At 68.2% G+C, this 21,019-nt stretch carries 19 protein-coding genes; 8 read left to right on the top strand and 11 right to left on the bottom strand.

Translation table 11 applies throughout. The features are described 5' to 3' along the window. Positions 1-273: 273 nt before the first annotated feature. The 3 genes from ACAM51_RS15130 to ACAM51_RS15120 all read left to right on the top strand — a co-directional run bounded on the left by ACAM51_RS15130 (position 274) and on the right by ACAM51_RS15120 (position 4,407). A complete protein-coding gene (locus ACAM51_RS15130; protein WP_369641095.1) occupies positions 274-2,028 on the top strand; it encodes an acyl-CoA dehydrogenase family protein in 1,755 nt (584 codons plus the stop codon). Positions 2,029-2,152: 124 nt separating this feature from the next. Beyond that, entirely contained in the window at positions 2,153-3,865 is a 1,713-nt protein-coding gene (locus ACAM51_RS15125) for a tannase/feruloyl esterase family alpha/beta hydrolase (RefSeq protein WP_369641094.1), read from the top strand. 227 nt (positions 3,866-4,092) lie between these two features. Continuing rightward, positions 4,093-4,407, top strand: coding sequence for a hypothetical protein (locus ACAM51_RS15120; protein WP_369641093.1), 315 nt, complete (start codon positions 4,093-4,095; stop codon positions 4,405-4,407). Between the two features lie 92 nt (positions 4,408-4,499). On the opposite strand, the gene ACAM51_RS15115 is transcribed toward ACAM51_RS15120, so the two are convergent. The 3 genes from ACAM51_RS15115 to pobA all read right to left on the bottom strand — a co-directional run bounded on the left by ACAM51_RS15115 (position 4,500) and on the right by pobA (position 6,934). Beyond that, a complete protein-coding gene (locus ACAM51_RS15115; protein ID WP_369641092.1) occupies positions 4,500-4,931 on the bottom strand; it encodes a GNAT family N-acetyltransferase in 432 nt (143 codons plus the stop codon). A 249-nt stretch (positions 4,932-5,180) separates the two neighbouring features. Continuing rightward, the gene (locus tag ACAM51_RS15110) at positions 5,181-5,345 is read right to left on the bottom strand and encodes a hypothetical protein (RefSeq protein WP_369641091.1); all 165 of its coding nucleotides are present in this window, start codon (positions 5,343-5,345) and stop codon (positions 5,181-5,183) included. A gap of 416 nt (positions 5,346-5,761) precedes the next feature. Further along, a complete protein-coding gene (gene pobA / locus ACAM51_RS15105) occupies positions 5,762-6,934 on the bottom strand; it encodes a 4-hydroxybenzoate 3-monooxygenase (protein WP_369641090.1) in 1,173 nt (390 codons plus the stop codon). 103 nt (positions 6,935-7,037) lie between these two features. On the opposite strand from pobA, the gene ACAM51_RS15100 reads away from it, so the two are divergent. The 3 genes from ACAM51_RS15100 (at position 7,038) to ACAM51_RS15090 (ending at position 8,827) form a co-directional block, all read left to right on the top strand. Beyond that, entirely contained in the window at positions 7,038-7,919 is an 882-nt protein-coding gene (locus ACAM51_RS15100) for a helix-turn-helix domain-containing protein (RefSeq protein ID WP_369641089.1), read from the top strand. 86 nt (positions 7,920-8,005) lie between these two features. Then, positions 8,006-8,383 carry a VOC family protein gene (locus ACAM51_RS15095; RefSeq protein WP_369641088.1) on the top strand — a complete coding sequence of 126 codons (378 nt, stop codon included), beginning with the start codon at positions 8,006-8,008 and terminating at the stop codon, positions 8,381-8,383. A 15-nt stretch (positions 8,384-8,398) separates the two neighbouring features. Beyond that, positions 8,399-8,827, top strand: a complete 429-nt coding sequence (locus ACAM51_RS15090; protein ID WP_218296596.1) for a VOC family protein — start codon at positions 8,399-8,401, stop codon at positions 8,825-8,827. A 30-nt stretch (positions 8,828-8,857) separates the two neighbouring features. Here ACAM51_RS15090 and ACAM51_RS15085 read toward each other — a convergent pair whose 3' ends face one another. Further along, on the bottom strand, positions 8,858-9,310 hold the full coding sequence (locus ACAM51_RS15085) for an Lrp/AsnC family transcriptional regulator (RefSeq protein WP_218296595.1): 453 nt from the start codon (positions 9,308-9,310) through the stop codon (positions 8,858-8,860). Positions 9,311-9,412: 102 nt separating this feature from the next. Here ACAM51_RS15085 and ACAM51_RS15080 point away from each other — a divergent pair, with 102 nt between their 5' ends. Together ACAM51_RS15080 and ACAM51_RS15075 are read left to right on the top strand one after the other, a co-directional pair. After that, on the top strand, positions 9,413-10,033 hold the full coding sequence (locus ACAM51_RS15080; protein ID WP_218296594.1) for a LysE family translocator: 621 nt from the start codon (positions 9,413-9,415) through the stop codon (positions 10,031-10,033). Between the two features lie 102 nt (positions 10,034-10,135). Further along, positions 10,136-10,669 carry an EVE domain-containing protein gene (locus tag ACAM51_RS15075; protein ID WP_369641087.1) on the top strand — a complete coding sequence of 178 codons (534 nt, stop codon included), beginning with the start codon at positions 10,136-10,138 and terminating at the stop codon, positions 10,667-10,669. Between the two features lie 397 nt (positions 10,670-11,066). Here ACAM51_RS15075 and ACAM51_RS15070 read toward each other — a convergent pair whose 3' ends face one another. The 7 genes from ACAM51_RS15070 to ACAM51_RS15040 form a co-directional block, all read right to left on the bottom strand. After that, positions 11,067-11,777, bottom strand: a complete 711-nt coding sequence (locus tag ACAM51_RS15070) for a hypothetical protein (RefSeq protein ID WP_369641086.1) — start codon at positions 11,775-11,777, stop codon at positions 11,067-11,069. Between the two features lie 162 nt (positions 11,778-11,939). Then, positions 11,940-15,677 carry a molybdopterin cofactor-binding domain-containing protein gene (locus tag ACAM51_RS15065; RefSeq protein WP_369641085.1) on the bottom strand — a complete coding sequence of 1,246 codons (3,738 nt, stop codon included), beginning with the start codon at positions 15,675-15,677 and terminating at the stop codon, positions 11,940-11,942. Next, positions 15,674-16,177, bottom strand: coding sequence for a (2Fe-2S)-binding protein (locus tag ACAM51_RS15060; RefSeq protein ID WP_218339175.1), 504 nt, complete (start codon positions 16,175-16,177; stop codon positions 15,674-15,676). The genes ACAM51_RS15065 and ACAM51_RS15060 overlap by 4 nt, the downstream gene beginning before the upstream one ends. Positions 16,178-16,199: 22 nt before the next feature. Further along, complete coding sequence (locus ACAM51_RS15055; RefSeq protein WP_218339176.1) at positions 16,200-17,372, bottom strand: ABC transporter substrate-binding protein; 1,173 nt, start codon at positions 17,370-17,372, stop codon at positions 16,200-16,202. Between the two features lie 142 nt (positions 17,373-17,514). Continuing rightward, positions 17,515-18,258, bottom strand: a complete 744-nt coding sequence (locus ACAM51_RS15050; RefSeq protein WP_369643826.1) for an ABC transporter ATP-binding protein — start codon at positions 18,256-18,258, stop codon at positions 17,515-17,517. 2 nt (positions 18,259-18,260) lie between these two features. Beyond that, complete coding sequence (locus ACAM51_RS15045) at positions 18,261-19,046, bottom strand: ABC transporter ATP-binding protein (RefSeq protein WP_218296587.1); 786 nt, start codon at positions 19,044-19,046, stop codon at positions 18,261-18,263. Then, positions 19,043-20,953: an ABC transporter permease gene (locus tag ACAM51_RS15040; protein ID WP_369641084.1), complete on the bottom strand. Its 1,911-nt coding sequence runs from the start codon at positions 20,951-20,953 to the stop codon at positions 19,043-19,045. Before ACAM51_RS15040 ends, ACAM51_RS15045 begins: the two co-directional genes overlap by 4 nt. Positions 20,954-21,019 lie beyond the last annotated feature (66 nt).

Raw genomic sequence — 21,019 nt, 5'->3', positions numbered from 1 at the left:
GGGACGCCACCCGTGGCCTGGCGAAGCCAGCTCCACGGTGGCGCTGGCCGGGGCCGCGCCGGTATCACGGGCAGTGCGCAACGCGGCGCGAGGGCGCGCAGCCATTCCCACCCGTTCAGGCTGAGCCTGTCGAAGCCTGGGCATGCCACCCGCGCAGTCCGTTCGACCGGATCAGTGTGAACGGGCTGCCGCTGGCCGACCAGGATTTCAAGCAAAAACAGCCGCTACCGCGCGTCCATCAAGCGCCAATAGCTATCAGAACAAGAGCAAACCATGCAAGCACGCCAAGCCCTTGCCGACATCCAGCATCTGCTGACCCATGTGCTGCAGGCGCCCAGCCGCTGGCAGGCGCTGCCCCCGTTTGCGGACACCGATGGCGAGCTGGCCGCGCAGGTGCTCGACGAAGCCGCCAAGTTTGTGGACAGCGCCATCGCCCCGCTGCAGCGCGGCGGCGACGAAGAAGGCTGCCGCTTCGACGCAGGCCAGGTGCGCACGCCCGCAGGCTTCCGCGACGCCTACCAGGCCTTCTGGCAGGCGGGCTGGCCGTCGCTGTCATGCGCGCCCGAGGACGGCGGCCAGGGCCTGCCTGCGGTGCTCGAATGTGTGCTGTTCGAATGGCTGGCCGGCGCCAACCACGGCTGGACCATGGCCCCCGGCCTGCTGCACGGCGCGTACGAATGCATCAAACACCACGCCAGCGACGAACTCAAGGCGCAATACCTGGAGAAAGTCGCCACCGGCGAATGGCTGGCCACCATGTGCCTGACCGAAGCCCACGCGGGCAGCGACCTGGGCCTGGTGCGCACACGTGGGGTGCCGCAGCCCGATGGCAGCGCGCGGGTGAACGGCAGCAAGATCTTTATCTCCGGCGGCGAGCACGACCTGACCGACAACATCGTGCACCTGGTGCTGGCGCGCCTGCCCGATGCGCCTGCGGGGCCCAAGGGCCTGTCGCTGTTCCTGGTGCCCAAGATTCTTCAAGATGGAAGCCGCAACGCCGTGGTGTGCGAGCGCATCGAAGAAAAGATGGGCCTGCACGGCAGCCCCACCTGCGTGATGCGCTTTGACGACGCCACCGGCTGGCTGGTGGGCGAGCCGAACAAGGGCCTCAACGCCATGTTCGTGATGATGAACGCGGCGCGCCTGCACGTGGGCCTGCAGGGCATCGGCCTCCTGGAAGCCGCATGGCAAAAGGCCAGCGCCTACGCGGCCGAGCGCCGCCAGATGCGCGCGCCCGGCGCCAGGGACACCAGCCTCATCCAGGACCACCCCGCCATCCGCCGCATCCTGCACACGCAGCGCGCCTGGATCGACGGCGGCCGCGTGCTGGCCTACCACACGGCCCTGCAGCTCGACGTGGCCAAGCACAGCACCGACGCTGCCGCGCGCGCCGCCGCCCAGCGCTGGTGCGCGCTGGTCACGCCCGTGCTCAAGGCCGCGCTCACCGACCAGGGCTTTCACGGCGCCAGCGCCTGCCTGCAGGTGTTTGGCGGCCACGGCTATGTGCGTGAATGGGGCATCGAGCAGATCGTGCGCGACGCGCGCGTGGCCATGATCTACGAGGGCACCAACGAGATCCAGGCCATCGACCTGCTGGTGCGCAAGGTGCTGGCCGATGGCGGCCAGGGCCTGGGCGCCCTGCTGGGCAGCCTGCCCGGCGCGGCCCCCAGCACTGCCGCCAGCGCGCGCCGCCATGCGCTGGTCGAGATCACGCAGGCCCTGGCGGCGGCCGCCCAGTCCGACCCCGAGCTGCCCTACTGGGTGGCCGACGACTACCTGCGCGCCGTGACGCTGGTGCTGCTGGAATGGGCCTGGGGCCAGATCGGCGCCGCCAGCCCCCGCGAACGCGGGAGCGAACCCACCAGCGCCACGGACCGCTGGACCGCCCCCGCCCAGGCCTTCGCCCTGTGGGTGCTGCCCGAATTCGACCTGCGCACCGGCATCCTGCGCCAGCGCATCGCGCACGCCTTGGAATCCAGGCCCCAGGAGGCCACAGGCGCTCAACCCATATGCGCCAGCAGCTCCTGATTCAGTAGCAATCCGCCTTCCGCCGATCTCCCGCCCACAGCGTGTTGAGGCCACGCTGCGGGTTTCCTTGCGCCTCAGAAAAACAGGAGACAACACCATGAGCTTGAAAAAAAGAAGGACCAGAATGCGCGCCCATCCCATCGCTTTGTCGGCCCTGACGACGGCCCTGCTCATGGGCTGCGGCGGCTCGTCCGATGCCGCCCTGCCCCAGCTCTCCGCCGCCACACCGGCCCCCCTGCAGTCGTGCGCCACGCTCGCCACCAGTCTGGCCCTGCCCGGCACGCGCATCACCTCCGCCGAGCAGGTGCCCGAGGGGCCCCTGGCCCTGCAGGGCGTGACCACCCAGGCGCCCGCGCACTGCCTCGTCAAGGGCAAGATGAAGGAGCGCACCGGCCCCGTGGATGGCGCCAGCTACGCCATCGGTTTCGAGATGCGCCTGCCCGTGGCGTGGAACGGCCGCTTTCTGCACCAGGCCAACGGCGGACTGGACGGCAGCGTGGTCACCGCGCTGGGCTCGGTGAGCGGCGCCGCGCCGGTGGCCCCCGGCCTGGTGCAGGGCTTTGCGGTGCTCAGCTCCGACGCAGGCCATGGCGCGCCCACCCCCTTCTTCGGCGTGGACCCGCAGGCCCGGCTGGACTACGGCTACCAGGCCGTGGGCACCCTCACCCCCATGGCCAAGAACCTCATCAAGATTGCCTACGGCAAGGCGCCCGACCGCTCGTACCTGGCCGGCTGCTCCAACGGCGGCCGCCACGCCATGGTGGGCGCATCGCGCTATGCCGACCAGTACGACGGCATCCTGGCGGGCAACCCCGGCTTTCACCTTCCCAAGGCCGCCACCACCCAGCTGTGGAAGGCCCAGCAGTACGCCAAGGTATCCACCAAGGACGCCACCACCGGCCTGCCCGACCTGAACACGGCCGTGAGCCCCGCCGAGTTCAAGCTCATCGGCAGCAAGATCGTCGCCAAGTGCGACGCGCTGGACGGCGTGGCTGACGGCCAGGTCAACGACGTGGCAGCCTGCCAGGCCGCCTTCAACCTGCAGACCGACGTGCCCACCTGCACCGGCGCGCGCGACGGTTCGTGCATCACCAGCGAACAAAAGAGCGTGCTGGCCAGCATCTTTGCGGGCCCCAGGAACAGCAAGGGCGAGGCGCTGTACACGGGCACCTGGTTCGACCCCGGCATCGCGGGCGCCAACTTCGCGTCCTGGCACTTCGGCTCGCCCGCCACGCGCGACGCTGGTGCGGTGGCCTTCATCTTCACCTCGCCCCCGTCCACCGTGGCCGCGTTCACCGCCATCCCCGGCATGCAGTACGCGCTGAACTTCAGCATGGAGACGGACTACCCCAAGATGTTCGCCACCACCGCGCAATACGCCGAGTCCCCCTGGTCGTACATGACCCCGCCCAACGAAGCCGACCTGAGCGCCCTGAAGAACCGGGGCGCCAAGATGATCGTCTTCCACGGCGTGGCCGACGGCGTGTTCTCGCCCATGGACACCGCCCACTGGATGGACCGCCTGCAGGCCAACCACAGCGGCAAGGCCGACGCCTTTGCCCGCCTGTTCCTGGTGCCCGGCATGAACCACTGCTCCGGCGGCCCCGCCACCGACCAGTTCGACATGCTGGCCCCGCTGGTGGCCTGGGTGGAACAAGGCAAGGCACCCGACAGCGTGACGGCCAAGGCACGCGGCACGGGAGCCAATGTGGTGAATGCCGAGCTGCCTGCTAGTTGGTCCGCCAACCGCACGCGGCCGCTGTGTGTGTACCCCAAGGTGGCGCGCTACAACGGGACGGGGGATGTGGAGAGTGCGGGCAGTTTTAGCTGCAGGTGATGGGGGATTGAAAGTGCGATGCCCGGCTTGTGCCGGGCTTTTTCATCGGGCGAAGGGGTGACTAGAAGCGCTGCTGCGTGCAGCCCCGGAAGTTCCAGACTTTTGGGCCCGGGCTACACACTAGTGAGAAGCGATTTGCGCAGATTCATTGGCAGCTTTACAGCGGTTGCTGCCGTTCGCATCTCGGTCACGAATGGGTACTATCGGCCAGAAGCGGACATCCCCTCATGCACAAATTCCCTGTCCCCCGCCTTGCTGACGCCGTGGTGCTGGAGTGGGCCGACGAGTTTGCTGCCCAGATTGGGCGCGAGCCCGAAGACCTCCGACGCAGCCCAGAATCGATCAACTTCCCTCACGACACTGTGCGGGTAGAGCTGATGGATGAGTCAGTAGTCGAGTTCAGGTCCGCACTCGTCGTCGTAAATGAGGCTAAGAAAGCCATCGCCGTTTTCACCGAGCATTGCGGCCATCATGTCTTACCGTTCCACCAAGCCAAGGTGTTCGTCGGCGACGAGTTGCGCTATTCGCAGGGGTCATCCTGAGGTCGGCTTTGGGCCCATTGCAGACCTTTCCCCTCCCCGGAAGCAGACGTCCGTGAACAGGCATGCCGGTGTACATCATCCTGATTGAAGGATTAGGTTTCACTAAGGTAGCCCCCCTCCACCTGCTGCTGCTGATTCTTAAAGATGGCCATAGCCGTCTTCATTCGCATGAAGCCGAATTTCCTGTAGAAAGGCTCTTTGCCAGGGACCGCATACAAGATGATTTTCTTGTGACCGGATGACATTTCCACCAAGTCACTGACAACCTGTTTGCCGAGGCCTGTGCCTTGATGGCTGGGCAATACCGCAACGTCGCATATGTACGAGCAATCTCCACCATCAGCGAGCGCGCGCCCCACCGCCACGAGCTTCGCATTCTCATAGACGAAACACGTGAACATGCTGTTGGAGAAGACTTTCTGCAGATGAAGCGGCGGCTTCTCGCCCAGTGGGGCGGCCCGATAGAGGGCAGAAAGCTCTTCCCAATCAACTCCCTCGGTGGAGTGTTTCCATTCGAGTGGCATTTGTGACTCCAATGTCCGCTTGTGGCCGATAGTACTCATTCACGAAAGTGGAGCGTACGTCCGCAACCGGCCTGAAGCGGTCGCCCGTCTGTTACCGTACTTTCGCACTGGCTCAATTCGCAACCTCGATTGCCAGCCGGTTGACCGTGCCGAAGTCACGCCAAGCAACGACATTGGCAGGGCTGGATCCAGGGTGGAGTAGGCGCACGGAGTTGGGTTGACGCAGCTATGACCATCGACAGCAATTAGCTATTGCTCCGACGCGCCCGGTGTGCGTTCAGTCGGCACTGGCGATCTGCTGGCTTCGTTCTTCGCCTTCTTCCCTTGGTCGTAATGCCACTTGATGGCGAAGAACATGCCGGTGCCGAACACGGCCACCTTGAACACAATGAAGACTATCGGGACCCAATCCATCTTTGAGATTTTCCTGGCTGTTGATTGGCAGTCACTACCGTGAAGTGCACTGACTTAAAACGCTGCGTCAGCAGCTTCATCGTGTTCAAGCCATCGTCGAATCTCACATCGACAGCACTGGGCAAATGATCTGAAAACTTGGTGCGATGCTATCGAGCCTGCTGTGCGGGCGTAAGCATCAGTTCTGCCTAAATTTTGCGTAGCAGATGAAGATCGCCGTGCAGGGCAACTGCCTGGAAAGCGGCTTTGTCATTGGGACTGTGTGTGGCCGCGATGCGCGGGCCGTGGTGCGCGCCGAGAGTGAGCCGACGGATCGCCGGTTGCAATCAACGCCGATGCGGGCACACAAAAAAAGGCCTGGATGAGGGAACCCCATGCAAGCCTTTGATTGGGGTGACAGTGCGAATGCCGGATGCTCAGAACGGCAACCCCACATAGTTCTCCGCCAGCGACCCCAGCGCCTTTTCCGATGAGAACAGATACGCCAGGTCCGTGTCCTGCAGCTTCTGGTCGTAGGCCAGCGACTCGGGGAAGGTGTGCAGCATGGTCGTCATCCACCACGAGAAGCGCTGGGCCTTCCACACGCGGGCCAGGGCCTTTTCGGAGTATTTGTCGAGGCTGGTGCTGTCGCCATCCTTGTAGTGCGCCACCATGGCGTGGTACAGGTAGTAGATGTCCGACGCGGCGCTGTTCAGGCCCCGCGCGCCGGTGGGCGGCACGATGTGGGCGGCGTCGCCCGCCAGGAACAGGTTGCCGTAGCGCATGGGCTCGGCCACGAAGGAGCGCAGGGGGGCGATGGACTTCTCGATGGAGGGGCCGGTGATGAGCTTGGCGGCCACCTCGGCGGGCAGGCGGCGTTTGAGCTCGTCCCAGAAGGCTTCGTCGGACCAGTCTTCCACGGTGTCGGTGAGCGGCACCTGGATGTAATAGCGGCTCAGCACCTGCGAGCGCAGCGAGCACAGCGCGAAGCCGCGTTCGTGCTTGGCGTAGATCAGCTCGGGCGAGACGGGTTGGGTGCGCGAGAGCACGCCCAGCCAGCCGAAGGGGTAGACCTTTTCATACTCCTTGAGCACGTCGCGCGGGATGGACTTGCGGCTCACGCCGTGGAAGCCGTCGGCGCCGATGACGAAGTCGCAGTCGATGCGCACCACCTCGTCGCCGTTGCGGTAGGTCACGTACGGGTTGGCGCTTTTGAGGTCGTGGGGCTGCACGTCTTCGGCGTTGTGGATGACGACGCCCTTCATGCGGTCGCGCGCTTCGTACAGGTCGCGCGTCAGCTCGGTCTGGCCGTAGACGACCACGGAGCTGCCGCCGCTGTACTTGTGCAGATCGACCCGGTCCATTTGGCCGTCGTGGGCGATGATGAAGCCGTCGTGGATCTCGCCTTCGCGGTCCATGCGTTCGCCGCATTGGGCCTCGCGCATGAGAGCGGCGAAGCCATGCTCCAGCACGCCGGCGCGGATGCGGCCCAGCACGTATTCGCGGCTTTGGCGCTCCAGCACGATGGTGGCTATGCCCTTGAGGTGCAAGAGCTGGGAGAGCATGAGGCCCGAGGGGCCTCCGCCGATGATGCAGACCTGGGTTTTCATGGTGTCTCCTGTAGTGGTTGGTGCGTTCATGACATGGGTCAAACGGACCACCCAAAGATACGTGGCACAGTCGCCGCGTTGAATGGACGGATGGAGCCAGAACATGCACTTTTCGAACATCAATGGCATTCGCTCGTACAGCCTGTTCGGCGAGTCGCAGCACCTGCCCGATGTGCTGCACTGCGAGACGATTGCCGAGCGCTCGGTGCTGCACGACTGGGAACTGGCGCCGCACCGGCACACGCGGCTGCACCAGGTGCTGCTGATCACCTCGGGCGGGGGCGTGGCGCACCTGGATGGCGAGCGGATTGCGCTGTTTGCGGGTGCGCTCATCAACGTGCCGCAGGGGCACGTGCATGCGTTTCGCTTCACGCAGCACACGCAGGGCTGGGTGGCCACGCTGGCCGATGAACTGATGGACGAGATTTTTGTGCGCGTGGGCGATGTGCGGCGCGACCTGGCGCGGCCCGCCGTGGCGCCTGCGCCGCCTGAGCTGCACCAGGCCATGGGCCAGATCTGGCAGGAGTTCTCGGGCCGCGCCAAGGCGCGTGCGCTGGTGCTGCGGGGCCTGAGCGCCACGCTGCTGGGCTGGGTGGCCCGCGCCATGGAAGAGCACAGCCCGGGCGACACCGCGGCGCCAGAGTCCAGCCTGGTGCAGCGGCTGGAGGCGCTGATCGAGGCGCATTTTCTGGAGCACTGGCAGGTGGCGGACTATGCGCGCGCGCTGGCCGTATCGCCCACGCACCTGAGCCGGGTGGCCCGCGCCACCACCGGGGTGTCGGCCCAGCGCCTCATTGAGGCGCGCCTGATGCGCGAGGCGCGGCGCAACCTGGCCTACACCCATCTGGGCGTGGCCACCATCGCCTACACGTTGGGCTATGCCGACCCGGCGTACTTCACGCGTGCCTTCACGCGCGATGCGGGCCTGTCACCCCGCGCGTTTCGTGCGCAGGTGGCTGCGTCGGCGCCCACCCCGGCGATGTGATGCCGCGTGACAGGCTGCTGACACGCCGCTGTCAGCAGCCCCCGATCACCATCAGGGCTTCTTTCTTTCACACACAAGGAGCCCCCATGAAAAACGCCGTCGCCTGGTTCGAGATCCCCACCACCCAGCTGGACCGCGCCCAGGCCTTTTACGAAGCCGTGCTGGCCCAGCCCATGCGCCGCGAGAACATGGGCCCGAGCGAAGGCGCCGTGTTTGCCTACGACCCCGCGGCCGATGGCGCGGGGGGCGCGCTGATGATGGGCCCCACGGCGCCGCAGGTTTCTGGCGGTGGCACACTGGTGTACCTCGATGCATCGCCCTCGCTCGACGCCGCGCTGGAGCGCGCGGTGGCCCAGGGCGGCCGCGTGGCCCTGCCGCGCCAGGCACTGCCGCCGGGCATGGGGTTCTTCGCGCACATCCATGACCTGGATGGCAACCGCGTGGGTCTTCACGCACTGTCTTGAAGAAAGGACAACCGCATGGAAACACAGGAACTGCACAGGGGCCGCCTCATCGACCACATCCAGCTGGTCGTGCGCGACCTGCCGGCCAGCCAGGCCTTCTACACCGCCGTGTTCAAGGCGCTCCAGGTGCCGATGGGCGGCACGGGCGAAGGGTACTTCTGGGCGGATGAGCTGTTTGTCTCCACCGCCGACAGCGCCGCCGCCCAGGGCCATCTCACGGGCCGGCACCACCTGGCCTTCCAGGCCCGGGACCGCGCCATGGTGGAGGCATTCCACCAGGCCGCCCTTGCCCATGGCGGCACGGACAATGGCGCCCCGGGCGAGCGGCCGTACCACCCCGGCTACTACGCCGCCTTTGTGCTGGACCCGGACGGCAACAACATCGAGGCGGTGTTCCACGGCGAGGCGCAGCGCAGCGCGCCGTCGGTCAAGGTGACGTTCTGATGGCCTGACGCCCCGGGCCCCGCCACTGGATCAACAACCCACCTCGGGGCGGGCCAGGCCGCGCAGCGGTATCGGCGTGGAGAACACGATGGAAGTGCGTGTTTCTCCATAGCCATTGATGTCGCCCAGGAAACGCTCCAGATCCGGCAGGTCGCGCGCCACCACCTGGAGCACATACGAATCGTTGCCGCTGACATGGTGGCATTCCAGCACCCGCGCGGATTGGCGCAGCTTGTCGATCAGCGCCTTCTTGCCGGGCTGCGGCACGTTGATGCCCACCACCGCCCGCACGCCGTAGCCGACCTGGGCGGGGTCAATGTCGGCATGCACGCCACGCACCACCCCGGCCTCCTGCAGGCGCCGCAGGCGCTCCAGCGTGGCGGGCACCGACAGCCCGACCGTGTGCGCCAGGTCCTTGAGGGATGCACGCCCGTCGGCCTGCAGCGCGGTGATGAGCCGCCAGGCCTTGTCATCGACTTCCATGGAACGCCTTTTTGAGTAAATGCAGAAAAATAGGAAACCAGAATTGAAAAATACCTAATTTTCAGCATTCTCCTTCGCAAGGCACCCCCCTAGCATCGGTGCATGGACTTCGCACCACTCACCCTCTTTCTTCAAGCCGCCCTCATTGGCGTCCTCATCGCGGCCCCCGTGGGGCCCATCGGCCTGCTGACGATGCAGCGCACCCTGGAGCGGGGCCTGGCGGCCGGGCTGGCCACCGGCCTGGGCGCCGCTGCCGCGGACGCGGTGTACGGCGCCATCGGCGCCTTCAGCGTGCGCTGGCTGATCGACCTGCTGGCCAGCGCCAAGACACCGCTCGCGCTGGGCGGCGGCGCGCTGCTGCTGGTGCTGGCCTGGCGCACCTGGCATGCGCCGGTAGCCCACACCGCCGCCCCGGCGCGCGATGCGCGCGGCCTGCTGGGCCTGGCGGCGGGCACCTTTGCGCTCACGCTGGCCAACCCGGCCACCATCGTGTCGTTCATCGCGGTGTTTGGGTCGCTGGGCGGCGGCCGGCAGGCCATGCCGTCACCGTTGTGGATGGTGGCGGGCGTGCTGGCTGGGTCGGCAGCGTGGTGGCTGCTGCTGACCGGCGCGATCGCGTACCAGCGGCGGCGCTTCACGCCAGCCTGGCGCCAGCGCATCAACCAGGCATCGGCGCTGCTGCTGGGCGGGTTCGCGCTGTGGCAGTGGGTGCAGCTGGTCTGACGGCTCGTGTAGCCAAGCAGGAGATGCTGCAAGGGTACTGACACTGTGGTGTCAGCAGCACGCCCGCACCATCGGTGGCTTCTTTGACCAGGAGCTTTTCTCATGACCGACGCCGTGCTGCAACACACCCTTTGGCCGGATGCCGAGCCTGTGCGAATGCCCGTATCGGCGGGAACCTCTGACGCCCCCGCGCGCCGCAACTGGATCGCCGTGGCCAGTGCCCAGCACGCCCGCCGGGGCTGCGCCGAGCCGGGCGCCGGCTACATACAGGTGTGCCATGGCAAGGCCGCGCCGCTCAGGCGCATCCAGCCGGGAGACCGCGTGGCCTACTACGCGCCCACGGTCACCATGGGGGGCAAGGACCGGCTGCAGGCGTTTGTCTCCATCGGCATCGTGCAGCCGGGCGCGCCGTATGCGTTTGACATGGGCGGCGGGTTTGTGCCGTCGCGGCGGGACGTGGCCTATGTGCCTGCACGTGAGGCGGCGATTGCGCCGCTGCTGGACGATTTTGAATTTGTGGACGACCGCCAGCGCTGGGGCAGCAAGTTCCGCTTTGGGCTGCTCTCCGTCAGCGACCATGACATGCGCCTCATTGCGCGGGCCATGCGAGCCGAATTGCAATTGCTACATTTTTAGTAGCAACCAGTGCAATCGGGGCCAGCGCTAGGGCCCTAAAAGATTCAAAATTGACTTTGAATGGCCGCGTGGCGCGTCAGCACACCGCCATCAGCGTGTCTACCACCCTGCGTTGGGCGGCGGTCAGGGCGGCATAGCCTTCACGCAGCAATCGCAGCACGATCTCGTGGATTTCCAGTTCACTAGCGGGCATGGTCTTCTCCTTGAACGACAGTGGACGGCCGCTGCTTGGGCAGGCCGATGACGTGGGCGCCTGCCACAACAATGCGGGCGCCCGGGCCTGCCCCACCATGGACCAAGCCCCGATGTCACTGTGCCGAGGCGGCAGCGCAGGCGGTGGCGCGATAAACGGGGAAGTTCGCGGCCTTTTTCGCGCGCCGCTCTGCAATCAAAAAGCCTAAGGGGAGGTGGCCCCGGGCACGTAGGCGTCGATGACCGGCGGCTCGCTGTCCCCCGCAGCGGTGCGGGCCAGCTTGAGCCAGGTCCAGGTCTCCACATCGGGCGCGTCGTAGCTGCCGTAGGACTGCCCGCCCCACGAGAAGTACGAGCCCTTGTTGCCCGTGCTGACGGTGCGCTTGCCCACGGCCAGCCCGCCATCCTTGAGCAGCGCCAGCCTGAAACCCTGCAGCACGCCCGAGGCCCCAGGCTCCTTGTCCGGCGGCACGGTCTGCGGGACAAGGTCGAGCATGCCGGAGCTGCAGCGGGCCTGCGCGCCGCCGTAGGTGACCAGACTCCACTGCCGGGTGAGCGAGGTACGCACATTGCGCGCGCGGTTGACGGTGCGCGTGCGCAGGGTGGTTTCGCCGCGCTGCTGCTGCACCCAGACCTGCATCTCGGCCGAGCCGGTGAAAAACGGCAGGCTGCCCTGCACGCCACCGGACTCCACTGGCGGCCAGGCGTACACCCCCTGCAGGGACGGGCAGCCGAACCAGCTGCTCTGCACGGGGCCAAACGCCGGGGGCGGCTTGGGCGACCCCTGCACATCCGGCCCGCAGGCCATGAGGGCCAGACAACACAGGGCCAGCGTTGCGGCCCCGCCTATGCGCTGCGCGCGCCGGTGCGGGGTGAGTATGACGCTGTGCGATGGCAGGGGAGCGGCAGGTGTCATGGTGTCTGGGCGGTGGTGCAGCCCGATTGTCGGGCCGAACATTGCACCTGCGGTCGCTCTATTTTTGATAGCTGCTTGCGCATATTCCACTAGCGCCTCAGCACCAAAAGGCTTCAAAACCGTGTTGACGATCGCCCAGAGGGGGCCTGCGAGATCGTCAGGCTACGGATGTGCTGGCCCCGCCCGCACACGGGCCAGCGCCTCGGGCACATCGCGCCAAGCCGGGCGGCCCGGTGCGTAGCGCTGGCGCATGTAGCCCGCCAGCTCGGTGATCTGCGCGTCGCTGAGCGCATGGCCGAAGCCGGGCATGAAGCCGATATCCCTCGTGGCGGGCTCGCGGATGCCGTGCACGATGACTTGCAGCAGGTTGTCGGGCCGGTCGCTGTGCAGGTTGCTGTTGAGCGCCAAGGGCACGTTCACGCCCAGCAGCTTGGGGCCGTCGCCGTCGTGGTGGCAGGCCGCACAGGCACCGTCGAACAGGCGCTGGGCGGAGCCGGGCTGGGGCGCGAGCGCGGCGGCCTGGGCCACGGCCGCCGTGGCGCGGGCCCGCGCCGCGTCGGCGGCAGGCTCCGTGGCGGCCGTGAACGAGGCGAGGTAGGTGGCCATGGCGCGGATGTCGCCGTCGGGCAGGTGCGCCAGCTCGCGCACCACGGGCGCCATGGGGCCGGAGGCGCTGCCGTGCTGCGCGCTGTGGCCGTGGCGCAGGTAGCCGTAGAGCGACTCGGCGCTCCAGGGCACGGGTGCCTTGGACAAGCCGGTGAGCGCGGGGGCCTCCCACCCGTCGATGAGCGCGCCCGACAGGAAGGCCGCCCCGCCCTGCTCCGCGCCCAGCGCATTGCGCGGCGTGTGGCAGGCGCCGCAGTGGCCCACGCCCTGTACCAGGTAGGCGCCCCGGTTCCACTCGGGCGGGCGCGCGGGGTCGGGCTTCCAGGGCGTGGCGTCGTGGAACAGCGCGTTCCATCCAGCCATGAGCGGGCGCACGCTGAAGGGGAATGCAAGTCGGGTGGCGGGCACCTCGGCGCGCACGGCGGGCTGCGCCATGAGGTAGGCGTAGACCGCCGTGAGGTCGTCGTCGCTCATCTTCGCGAACGAGGTGTACGGGAACGCCGGGTACAGGTGGCGGCCGTCGCGCGAGATGCCCTCGCGCATGGCGCGCTGGAAGGCGCTGAACGACCACCGGCCGATGCCGGTCTCGGCGTCGGGCGTGAGGTTGGTGGTGTAGACGGTGCCGAACGGCGTTTCCATGCCGCGCCCGCCCGTGTTGGGCGTGCCGCCGGGCGCGGTGTGGCAGACCACGCAGTCGCCCGCGGCGGCCAGCAGGCGGCCGCGCTCGATGGTGGCGGCGTTGTACACCGCCGCACCGCCCGCCGTCTGCACCACGGGCGCGATGGACGGGCGCCAGCCCAGCAGCGCGGCGCCCATGGCCAGCCCACCCGCGGCCAGGGCCAGTGCACGCGCCCAGGGGCTGCGCTGGCGCGGCCACGTGGCGGTGGCGGGCACGGTAGGCGCTGGCAGCTCCAGGGTGGGCAGCACGTCGGCAGGCTGCGTGGTGGCGGTGCCTGCCGTGCCCGCATCTCCCGCGCCGGCGTTTCCCGGCAGCGGATTGAGCCCGGCGCGCACCACCTCGGGCGTGAAGGGCGGCGCGCGAAAGCGCACACCCGTGGCGTCGAAGATCGCGTTGGCGATGGCCGCCGTGCCGGGCACGGAGGACGACTCGCCCGCACCCAGCGGCGCCTCGTCCTGCCGGGGCATGTGCATGACCTCGATGACCGGCACCTCGCGGAAGCTCAGGATCGGGTAGCTGCCCCATTCGCGCGTGTTCACCGCCTGCGTGACGGGGTCGAAGCGCACCTGCTCCTTGAGCGCGCGGCTGGTGGTCTGCACCACGTTGCCGTGCACCTGGTGCTCCACGCCGGCCGGGTTGACCATGAGGCCCGCATCGTGCCCCACGACCACGCGGCGCACGTGGATCTCGCCGGTCTTCCTGTTCACGTCCACGTCGGCCACCCAGGCCGCCCAGGCGGCGCCAAAGCCCGGCCATTTGCTGTGGATGTAGCGCGCGTAGGCAAAGCCCTGGCCCTGCACCCAGTCGCCGTCCAGCCCACGCTGCAAGGGGCCGGTGCGGCGCACCCAGCCCGCCTTTTCCGCCGTGGCCTGCACGAGCTCGGCCGCGCGCGGATCGTTCAGCAGCTGCAGGCGGAATTCGACCGGGTCCACGCCCGCCGCCGTGGCCAGCTCGTCCACATACGACTCGTGCGCGAACGAGTTGGGCAGCGCCGAGACGCCGCGCAACCACGAGGCCCGCACGATGGGCGCCATGTCGTTCACGGCCACGCGCAGGTTGTCGTAGCCGTAGGGCGGGCGCGCGGTGCGGTCGCCCATCTCGTAGGCCTGGGCCACGGGCTCGATGGTGCGCGTGAGCAGCAGGGCCAGCGTGGGCGCGCCGTTGGAGGGGTAGGAGGTCTCGAAGTCGTAGGCCGCCACCGAGCCATCGGCGTTGAGCCCGCCACGCACCTGCATGAGCTGGGCCGTGCCCTTGGGCTCCCACAGGTGCTCCTGCTCGCGCGTGAGCTGCACGCGCACGGGCGCCCCCACGGCGCGCGAGAGCAGCGCAGCATCGGCCGCCACGTCGTCGGCCCCGTTGCGGCCATAGCAGCCGGCGGCTTCCATGCGCACCAGGTCGATGTCCACGTCGGCCAGGCCCATCAAGCGGGCCAGGTCGGCGCGCAGCACATGGGGGTTCTGCGTGCCGGCCCAGACGGCCATGCGGGCACGGCCCGAGGTTTCGTCCTGGCGCCACTCGGCCACCGCGCACGAGGGGCCGATGGAGCCGTGCAGCTGGTAGGGCCACACATAGGTGCGCGGCATGGGCTGGTCGGCAGCGGCCAGCGCGGCATCCACATCGCCCTCGTCCACCAGGCGGCGCTGGGTGGCGGGGTTGGCGCGAATGGCCTGCTCCACCGCTTCAGCGCTGTCCTGGCGCGGGAAACCGGGCCAGTGCTTCCACTGCACCTTCAGCTCGCGCAGGGCTTGCTCGGCCTGCTCCTCGCGCTCGGCGACGATGCCCACGAAGTCGCGGATCACCACCACCGCGCGGATGCCCGGGATGTGGGCGATGGACGACTGGTCCACCGATTCCAGCGTGTTGCCGATGAAGTCGCCATGGTCGGCGCCCGCATAGGGCGGGCGCACCACGCGCCCATGCAGCATGCCGGGCACGCGCATGTCGTGCACGAAGACCAGCTCGCCGCTGACCTTGGCGGGGATGTCCACGCGCGGCACCGGCTGCCCGACCACGGTGTAGTCGGCCGCGGGCTTGGTGGGCGTGGCCTCGGCGAGCTCCAGGGTGGTGTGCGCGCCAGCGAGCAGTTCGCCATAGGCCATCTGGCGCGCCGGTTCGGCGGCCGCCTGCACCACCCCGGCCTGCACCCGCAGGGTGTCGGCCGCCACGCCCAGGCGCGCGGCGGCGCGCGCCACCAGCCAGTGGCGCGCCTGCGCCGCGGCGATGCGCAGCGGCCTGGCGTGGATCTGGATCGAAGCGCTGGCGATGGTCGCGCCCTGGTTGGGCGCGCGCGCGGTGTCGCCCAGCACCATGTGCACCCGGGCCAGCGGCACATCGAGTTCCTCGGCCACGATCTGCGCCAGCGCCGTGCGGATGCCCGTGCCCAGGTCGACGTGACCGTTGAGCGCGGTCACGCTGCCGTCGTCCCACACGGCAATCAGGATTTCGACCCCCTCGGCCGGATTGCCCGCCACCAGCGCGGGCTGGCCTTTGACGGGCGGCGGCGCGGGCGGCGGGTTGCGCACCACCAGCAGCACACCCTGCGCGGCATGGAAGTCAGCGCGGGTCAGGGGTGCGTGGGCGCGCAATGGCAAGGCGCCGGCGGGCGTGGTGCTCATGCCCTGGCCTCCCGCATCAGCACGGCCGCGCGCAACACGGCGCGGATGATCTCCACATGGGTGCCGCAGCGGCACAGGTTGCTGGCCAGTTCGCGGCGGATGGCGGCCTCGTCGGGGTCGGCGTTGCGCTCCAGCAGGGCCACGGCCATCATCACCATGCCGCTCAGGCAATAGCCGCATTGCGCGGCCTGCTCGTCGATGAAGGCCTGCTGCACCGGGTGCAACCCCGTGGCCTGGCCGCAGCGCGCCGGCAGCCCCTCCAGCGTGGTCACGTCGCGCCCCGCCGCGCCCCGCGCGGGGATCACACAGGCCCGCGCGGCCACGCCGTCCACCAGCACCGTGCACGCGCCGCACTGCCCCAGGCCACAGCCATACTTGGGGCCGTTGAGCTGCAGGTCGTTGCGCAGCACGTGCAGCAGCGTGGCGCCGTCCGCGCCGGTGGCGGGCAGTGCGCAGGGCTGGCCGTTGACGGTGGCCGTGGCGCTGGGGGTGGCGTGCATGGGGCGAACGGACTCCTGGCCTTCAGCGCTTCAAGGTGCCCGAGCGCGTGTACATCTCCAGGTCCACGAAGTTGGAGCCATTGTGGTTGCCCGGGCCGTATTGCAGCGGGAAGTCGCCGAGCTTGGTCGTCCCCATGTCCTCCATGGCCTTGATGAAGCCATCGCGCGTGAGGTTGCGGCCCGCGCGCTTGAGGCCTTCGACGAACACGCGCGCGGCGATGTAGCCTTCCAGCATGGTGTAGCTGTCGATCTTCTCGCCGGCGTCGGCGCGGTCCTTGCGGTAGTCCGCCACGATGGGCATGCGGCTGGACTGGGGCGACGGCACGATGCTGGCGGTCACCAGCCCTTCGATGCCGCCGTTCAGGCGCTGCGCAGATCCCGGCGCGTCGGTGATGCCGACGGAGATGGTGTACAGCGGCGCCGCGCTGCCGCTGGCACGGTAGTCGCGCAGGAACACTTCCACCATCTTGCCGGCCATGATCATCACCACGGCACCGGGCTGGGCCTTGGTGAGCGTGGCAACCTGGGGCTTGGCGTCGGTGGCGGCGATCTCCATGGGCACGGATTCCACCACCTTCACCTTCAGGCCCTGCGCGATCTGCAGGCAGGTCTCGAGGTTGGACTTGCCGAACGCGCTGTTCTGGTAGATGACGGCAATGTTGTTGATGCCCAGGGTGGCCAGGTGGCCCACGATCTTGCGCAGCTCGGTCTCGTAGCTGGCGCGCACGTGGAACAGGTGGCGGTTGTGGTTGGTGCGGAACGAGGTCGTGCCCACCAGCGGCGCGAACATGGGCACGCCCGCCTTCTCGGCGATGGGCATGGCCGCGATCAGGTTGCCCGTGGCCACGTAGCCGATCAGCGCGAACACCTTGTCCTCCTCGATGAGGCGCGTGGTGTTCTCGGCGGTCTTCTTGGGCTCATAGGCGTCGTCGTGCGAGACGAGTTCCAGCGCACGCCCGTGCACCCCGCCGGTCTTGTTTGCCTTGTCGAACGCCAGCACGATGCCGGCCTTGTAGTCCACCCCGAAATCCTTGGCCGGCCCCGTGAAAACGGCCGACTGCCCCACCTTGATGCGGGTGTCCGTCACCCCGGTCTCGGCCGCTGCCGGGCCAGCGGCTCCCAGAGCGGCGGCGGCCAGGGCCGTCAGCACCACCCGGCGGTCGATGCTCCCATCCTCCATCCCACGAAACTTCATGAAACGCTCCTTACATCAAAGGCGCAAGTTTCCCTGCAAGCGAAGCGGCTGTGCAACCATTTCCGCGAGGTGTTGTGAATCCGTCATAGCCGCCACCCCGGGCCCTGGCCGCGCCATGGGCGGGCGGGCAGCGGCCATGGCGCTATACGCTGAGGTAGGCGCGGCGAACCTCTTCGTTCGCCGCCAGCTCCGCCATCGTGGCCTGGTAGCGGATCTGCCCCTTCTCCAGCACATAGGCGCGGTCGGACACCAGTTCGGCAAAGTGCATGTTCTGCTCGGACAGCAGGATGCTCACGCCCTGTTCCTTGAGCTCCAGGATCATGTGCGCCATCTGCTCCACGATCACGGGCGCCACGCCTTCGGAGGGTTCGTCCAGCAGCACCAGGTAGGGGTTGCCCATGAGCGTGCGGGCCACGGTCAGCATCTGCTGTTCGCCGCCGCTCATGCGCCCGCCCGGGCGCTGGGGCATTTCGCCCAGGTTGGGGAACAGTTTGAAGAGACGCTCGGGTGTCCACACCGGGGCTGCCGTGCCATCGGGCCAGCTGCGGGCGGGCTGGCGCCCCACCTCCAGGTTTTCCATCACCGTGAGGTCGGTGAACACGCGGCGGTCCTCGGGCACGAAGCCCAGGCCCAGGCGCGCCGCATCGTGCGGGTCGCTCCTGGAGATGTCCTGGCCCATGAACCGGATCTGGCCCTTGCGCTTGGCGAGCATGCCCATCAGCGTCTTGAGCGTGGTGGACTTGCCCGCGCCGTTGCGGCCCATCAGGGCCACGACCTCGCCCCGGCGGACGTCCAGATCCACGTCGTACAGGATCTGCGCGGCGCCGTACCAGGCCTGCAGCCCCTGGGCCTGCAGCAGCACTTCTTTGGGTTCGTTGGTCGTCATGCTCATGCGGCCTCTGCAGCAGCGGCTGCCGTTTTCTTCTCGAAGGTCTTGCCGGTGCCGAAGTACACCTCCTGCACCTTGGGGTGGTCGCGCAGCTCCAGGGGCTTGCCCTCGGCGATGAGCCGCCCGCGCGCCAGCACGATCATGCGGTCGGCGTACGCGAACACCACGTCCATGCTGTGCTCGGTGAACAGCACGGCCATGCCGCGGTCGATCACGAGCTGCTTGGTGAGCGCCATGAGTTCGTTGCGCTCCTTGGGCGCCATGCCGGCCGTGGGCTCGTCCATGAGCAGCAGCTTGGGCGCGTTGGCCATGGCGATGGCCAGCTCTACGCGCTTCACATCGCCATAGGCCAGCACGCTGCAGGGGCGGTCGGCCTGGGACTTCATGCCCACCTGGTCCAGCAGCGCCAGGGCTTCTTCTCGCTTGTGGTCGGCCGCCTTGCGCCACATCGCGAAAAGGCGGCTGTCGTGGGAGATCAGCGCCATCTGCACGTTCTCCACCACGGTGAGGGAGGCGAAGGTTTCTGCGATCTGGAAGGTGCGGCCCACGCCCATGCGCCAGATGTCGCGCGGCTTGCGGCCCACGAGCTCCTGGCCGTGGAGCTGGATCGAGCCCGCGTCCGCCGCCAGCTGGCCGTTGACCATGTTGAAGGTGGTGGACTTGCCGGCGCCGTTGGGGCCGATGAGTGCCAGCAGTTCGCCGGCGGCCAGCTCGAAATGGATGCCATCGACGGCCTTGACGCCGCCAAAGGACTTGCCCAGGCCCGTGACTTTGAGCAAGCTCATGCCTTGCCCTCCTGCTTGTTGATATCGGCTTCGCGCCGGTTGTCGAAGAGCTGCTTCATAGCCCCCGCAATGCCCTGGGGGAACAGCAGCACCAGGATCAGGATGATGGCGCCCAGCATGGCGCGCCAGTAATCGGTGTTGCGCGCCACGGTGTCGTGCAGCCAGGTGAACGTGACGGCGCCCACCACGGGGCCCGCCAGTGTCTGGATGCCGCCCAGCAGCACCATCACCAGGCCATCGACCGACCGGCCCACGTGCAGCGTCTCGGGCGAGATGCTGCCCTTGGAAAACGCGAACAGCGCGCCGCCCAGGCCCGCGAACAGCCCGGCGATCACGAAGGCCGTCCACTGCATGCGCTTGACGTCGATGCCGATGGCATCGGCGCGCAGCACCGAATCACGACCTGCGCGCAGCGCATAGCCGAACGGCGAGAACAGGATGCGGCGCAGCAGCAGCACGCCCCCCACGACCAGTGCCAGCGTGAGGTAGTAGTAGTTGCGCTTGTCCGACAGCCAGGCCGCCGGCCACACGCCGGTGAGGCCGTTGCTGCCGCCGGTGAAGCCGTCCCACTGGTAGCAGATGGCCCAGGTGATCTGCGCGAAGGCCAGCGTGAGCATGGCCAGGTACACACCCGACAGCCGCACGCAGAACCAGCCGTAGATGAGCGCGCCCACCGCGGCCGCGAGCGGTGCCAGCACCAGGGCCAGCTCCATGGGAATGCCCGCAGAGCGCACCAGCAGCGCCGCCGCGTAGGCACCCAGGCCAAAGTAGGCCGCATGGCCGAACGAGTGCATGCCCGCCGGGCCCATGATGAAGTGCAGGCTGGCCGCGAACAGCGCGGCGATCAAGAGGTCGATGAACAGCACGGTGAGGTACGGCGAGCCGGCCGTGAGCAGCGGCAGCAGCACCAGCACGGCCACCAGGGCCACGCCGCCGAGCTTGAACCAGCGGTCGGGCGCGCGCAGCGGTGTCTCCGGCAGGCCCGTGTTGCGGCTCACGCCCTGCGGACGGCCCATCAGTCCCCAGGGGCGCACCACCAGCACCACCGCCATCACGAGGAACTCCACCACCAGGGTGAGCTTGGAGAAGGAGACGCTGTAGCCGAGGATCTCCACCACGCCCAGCCAGATGCACACGGCCTTGATCTCCGCGATCAGCAGGGCCGCCACATAGGCGCCCGGGATGGACCCCATGCCGCCCACCACCACCACCACGAACGCGGCGCCGATGGTGTTCAGGTCCATCTCCAGCGTGGCGGGTTCGCGCGGCAGCTGCAGCGCGCCACCCAGGCCCGCCAGCAGGGCGCCGAGCGCGAACACCGCCGTGAACAGCCAGGCCTGGTTCACGCCCAGCGCGCTGACCATCTCGCGGTCCTGCGTGGCGGCGCGCACCAGCGTGCCCCAGCGGGTGCGGGTGAGCAGCAGCCACAAAAGGCCCAGCACCACCGGCCCCACCACGATCAGGAACAGGTCGTACGAGGGGAATTGCCGCCCCAGGATGTCCACCGAGCCCGACAGGCCCGGCGCGCGCGGGCCGAGCAGCTCCTCGGGGCCCCAGATCCAGAGCGCGGCATCCTTGATCACCAGCACGAGCGCGAAGGTGGCCAGCAGCTGGAACAGTTCGGGCGCCTTGTAGATGCGGCGCAGCAGTACCACCTCGACCAGGGCGCCGAGCGCGCCGACCACCACGGCCGACAGCAGCAGCGCGGGCCAGAAACCCAGGCCCGTGCCCAGCTTGGCCACCAGCGAGTAGGCGACGTAGATGCCCACCATGAAGAACGAGCCATGCGCGAAATTCACGATGCGCGTGACACCGAAGATCAGCGAGAGCCCGGCGCCCACCAGGAACAGCGAGGAAGCCCCCGCCAATCCGTTGAGCAGCTGAACGATAAAACTCGAAAAACCCATCTCAGGTCTCCACGGCGCTACCTACGCGCCGCCCACAGCCTATGAAACTGGCGCACCCCAGGCCAG

Source organism: Acidovorax sp. A79, assembly GCF_041154505.1.
Classification (GTDB): domain Bacteria; phylum Pseudomonadota; class Gammaproteobacteria; order Burkholderiales; family Burkholderiaceae_C; genus Acidovorax.
The sequence above is the reverse complement of the archived record's forward strand: the minus strand, read 5'-3'. Positions and strand labels throughout refer to the sequence as shown.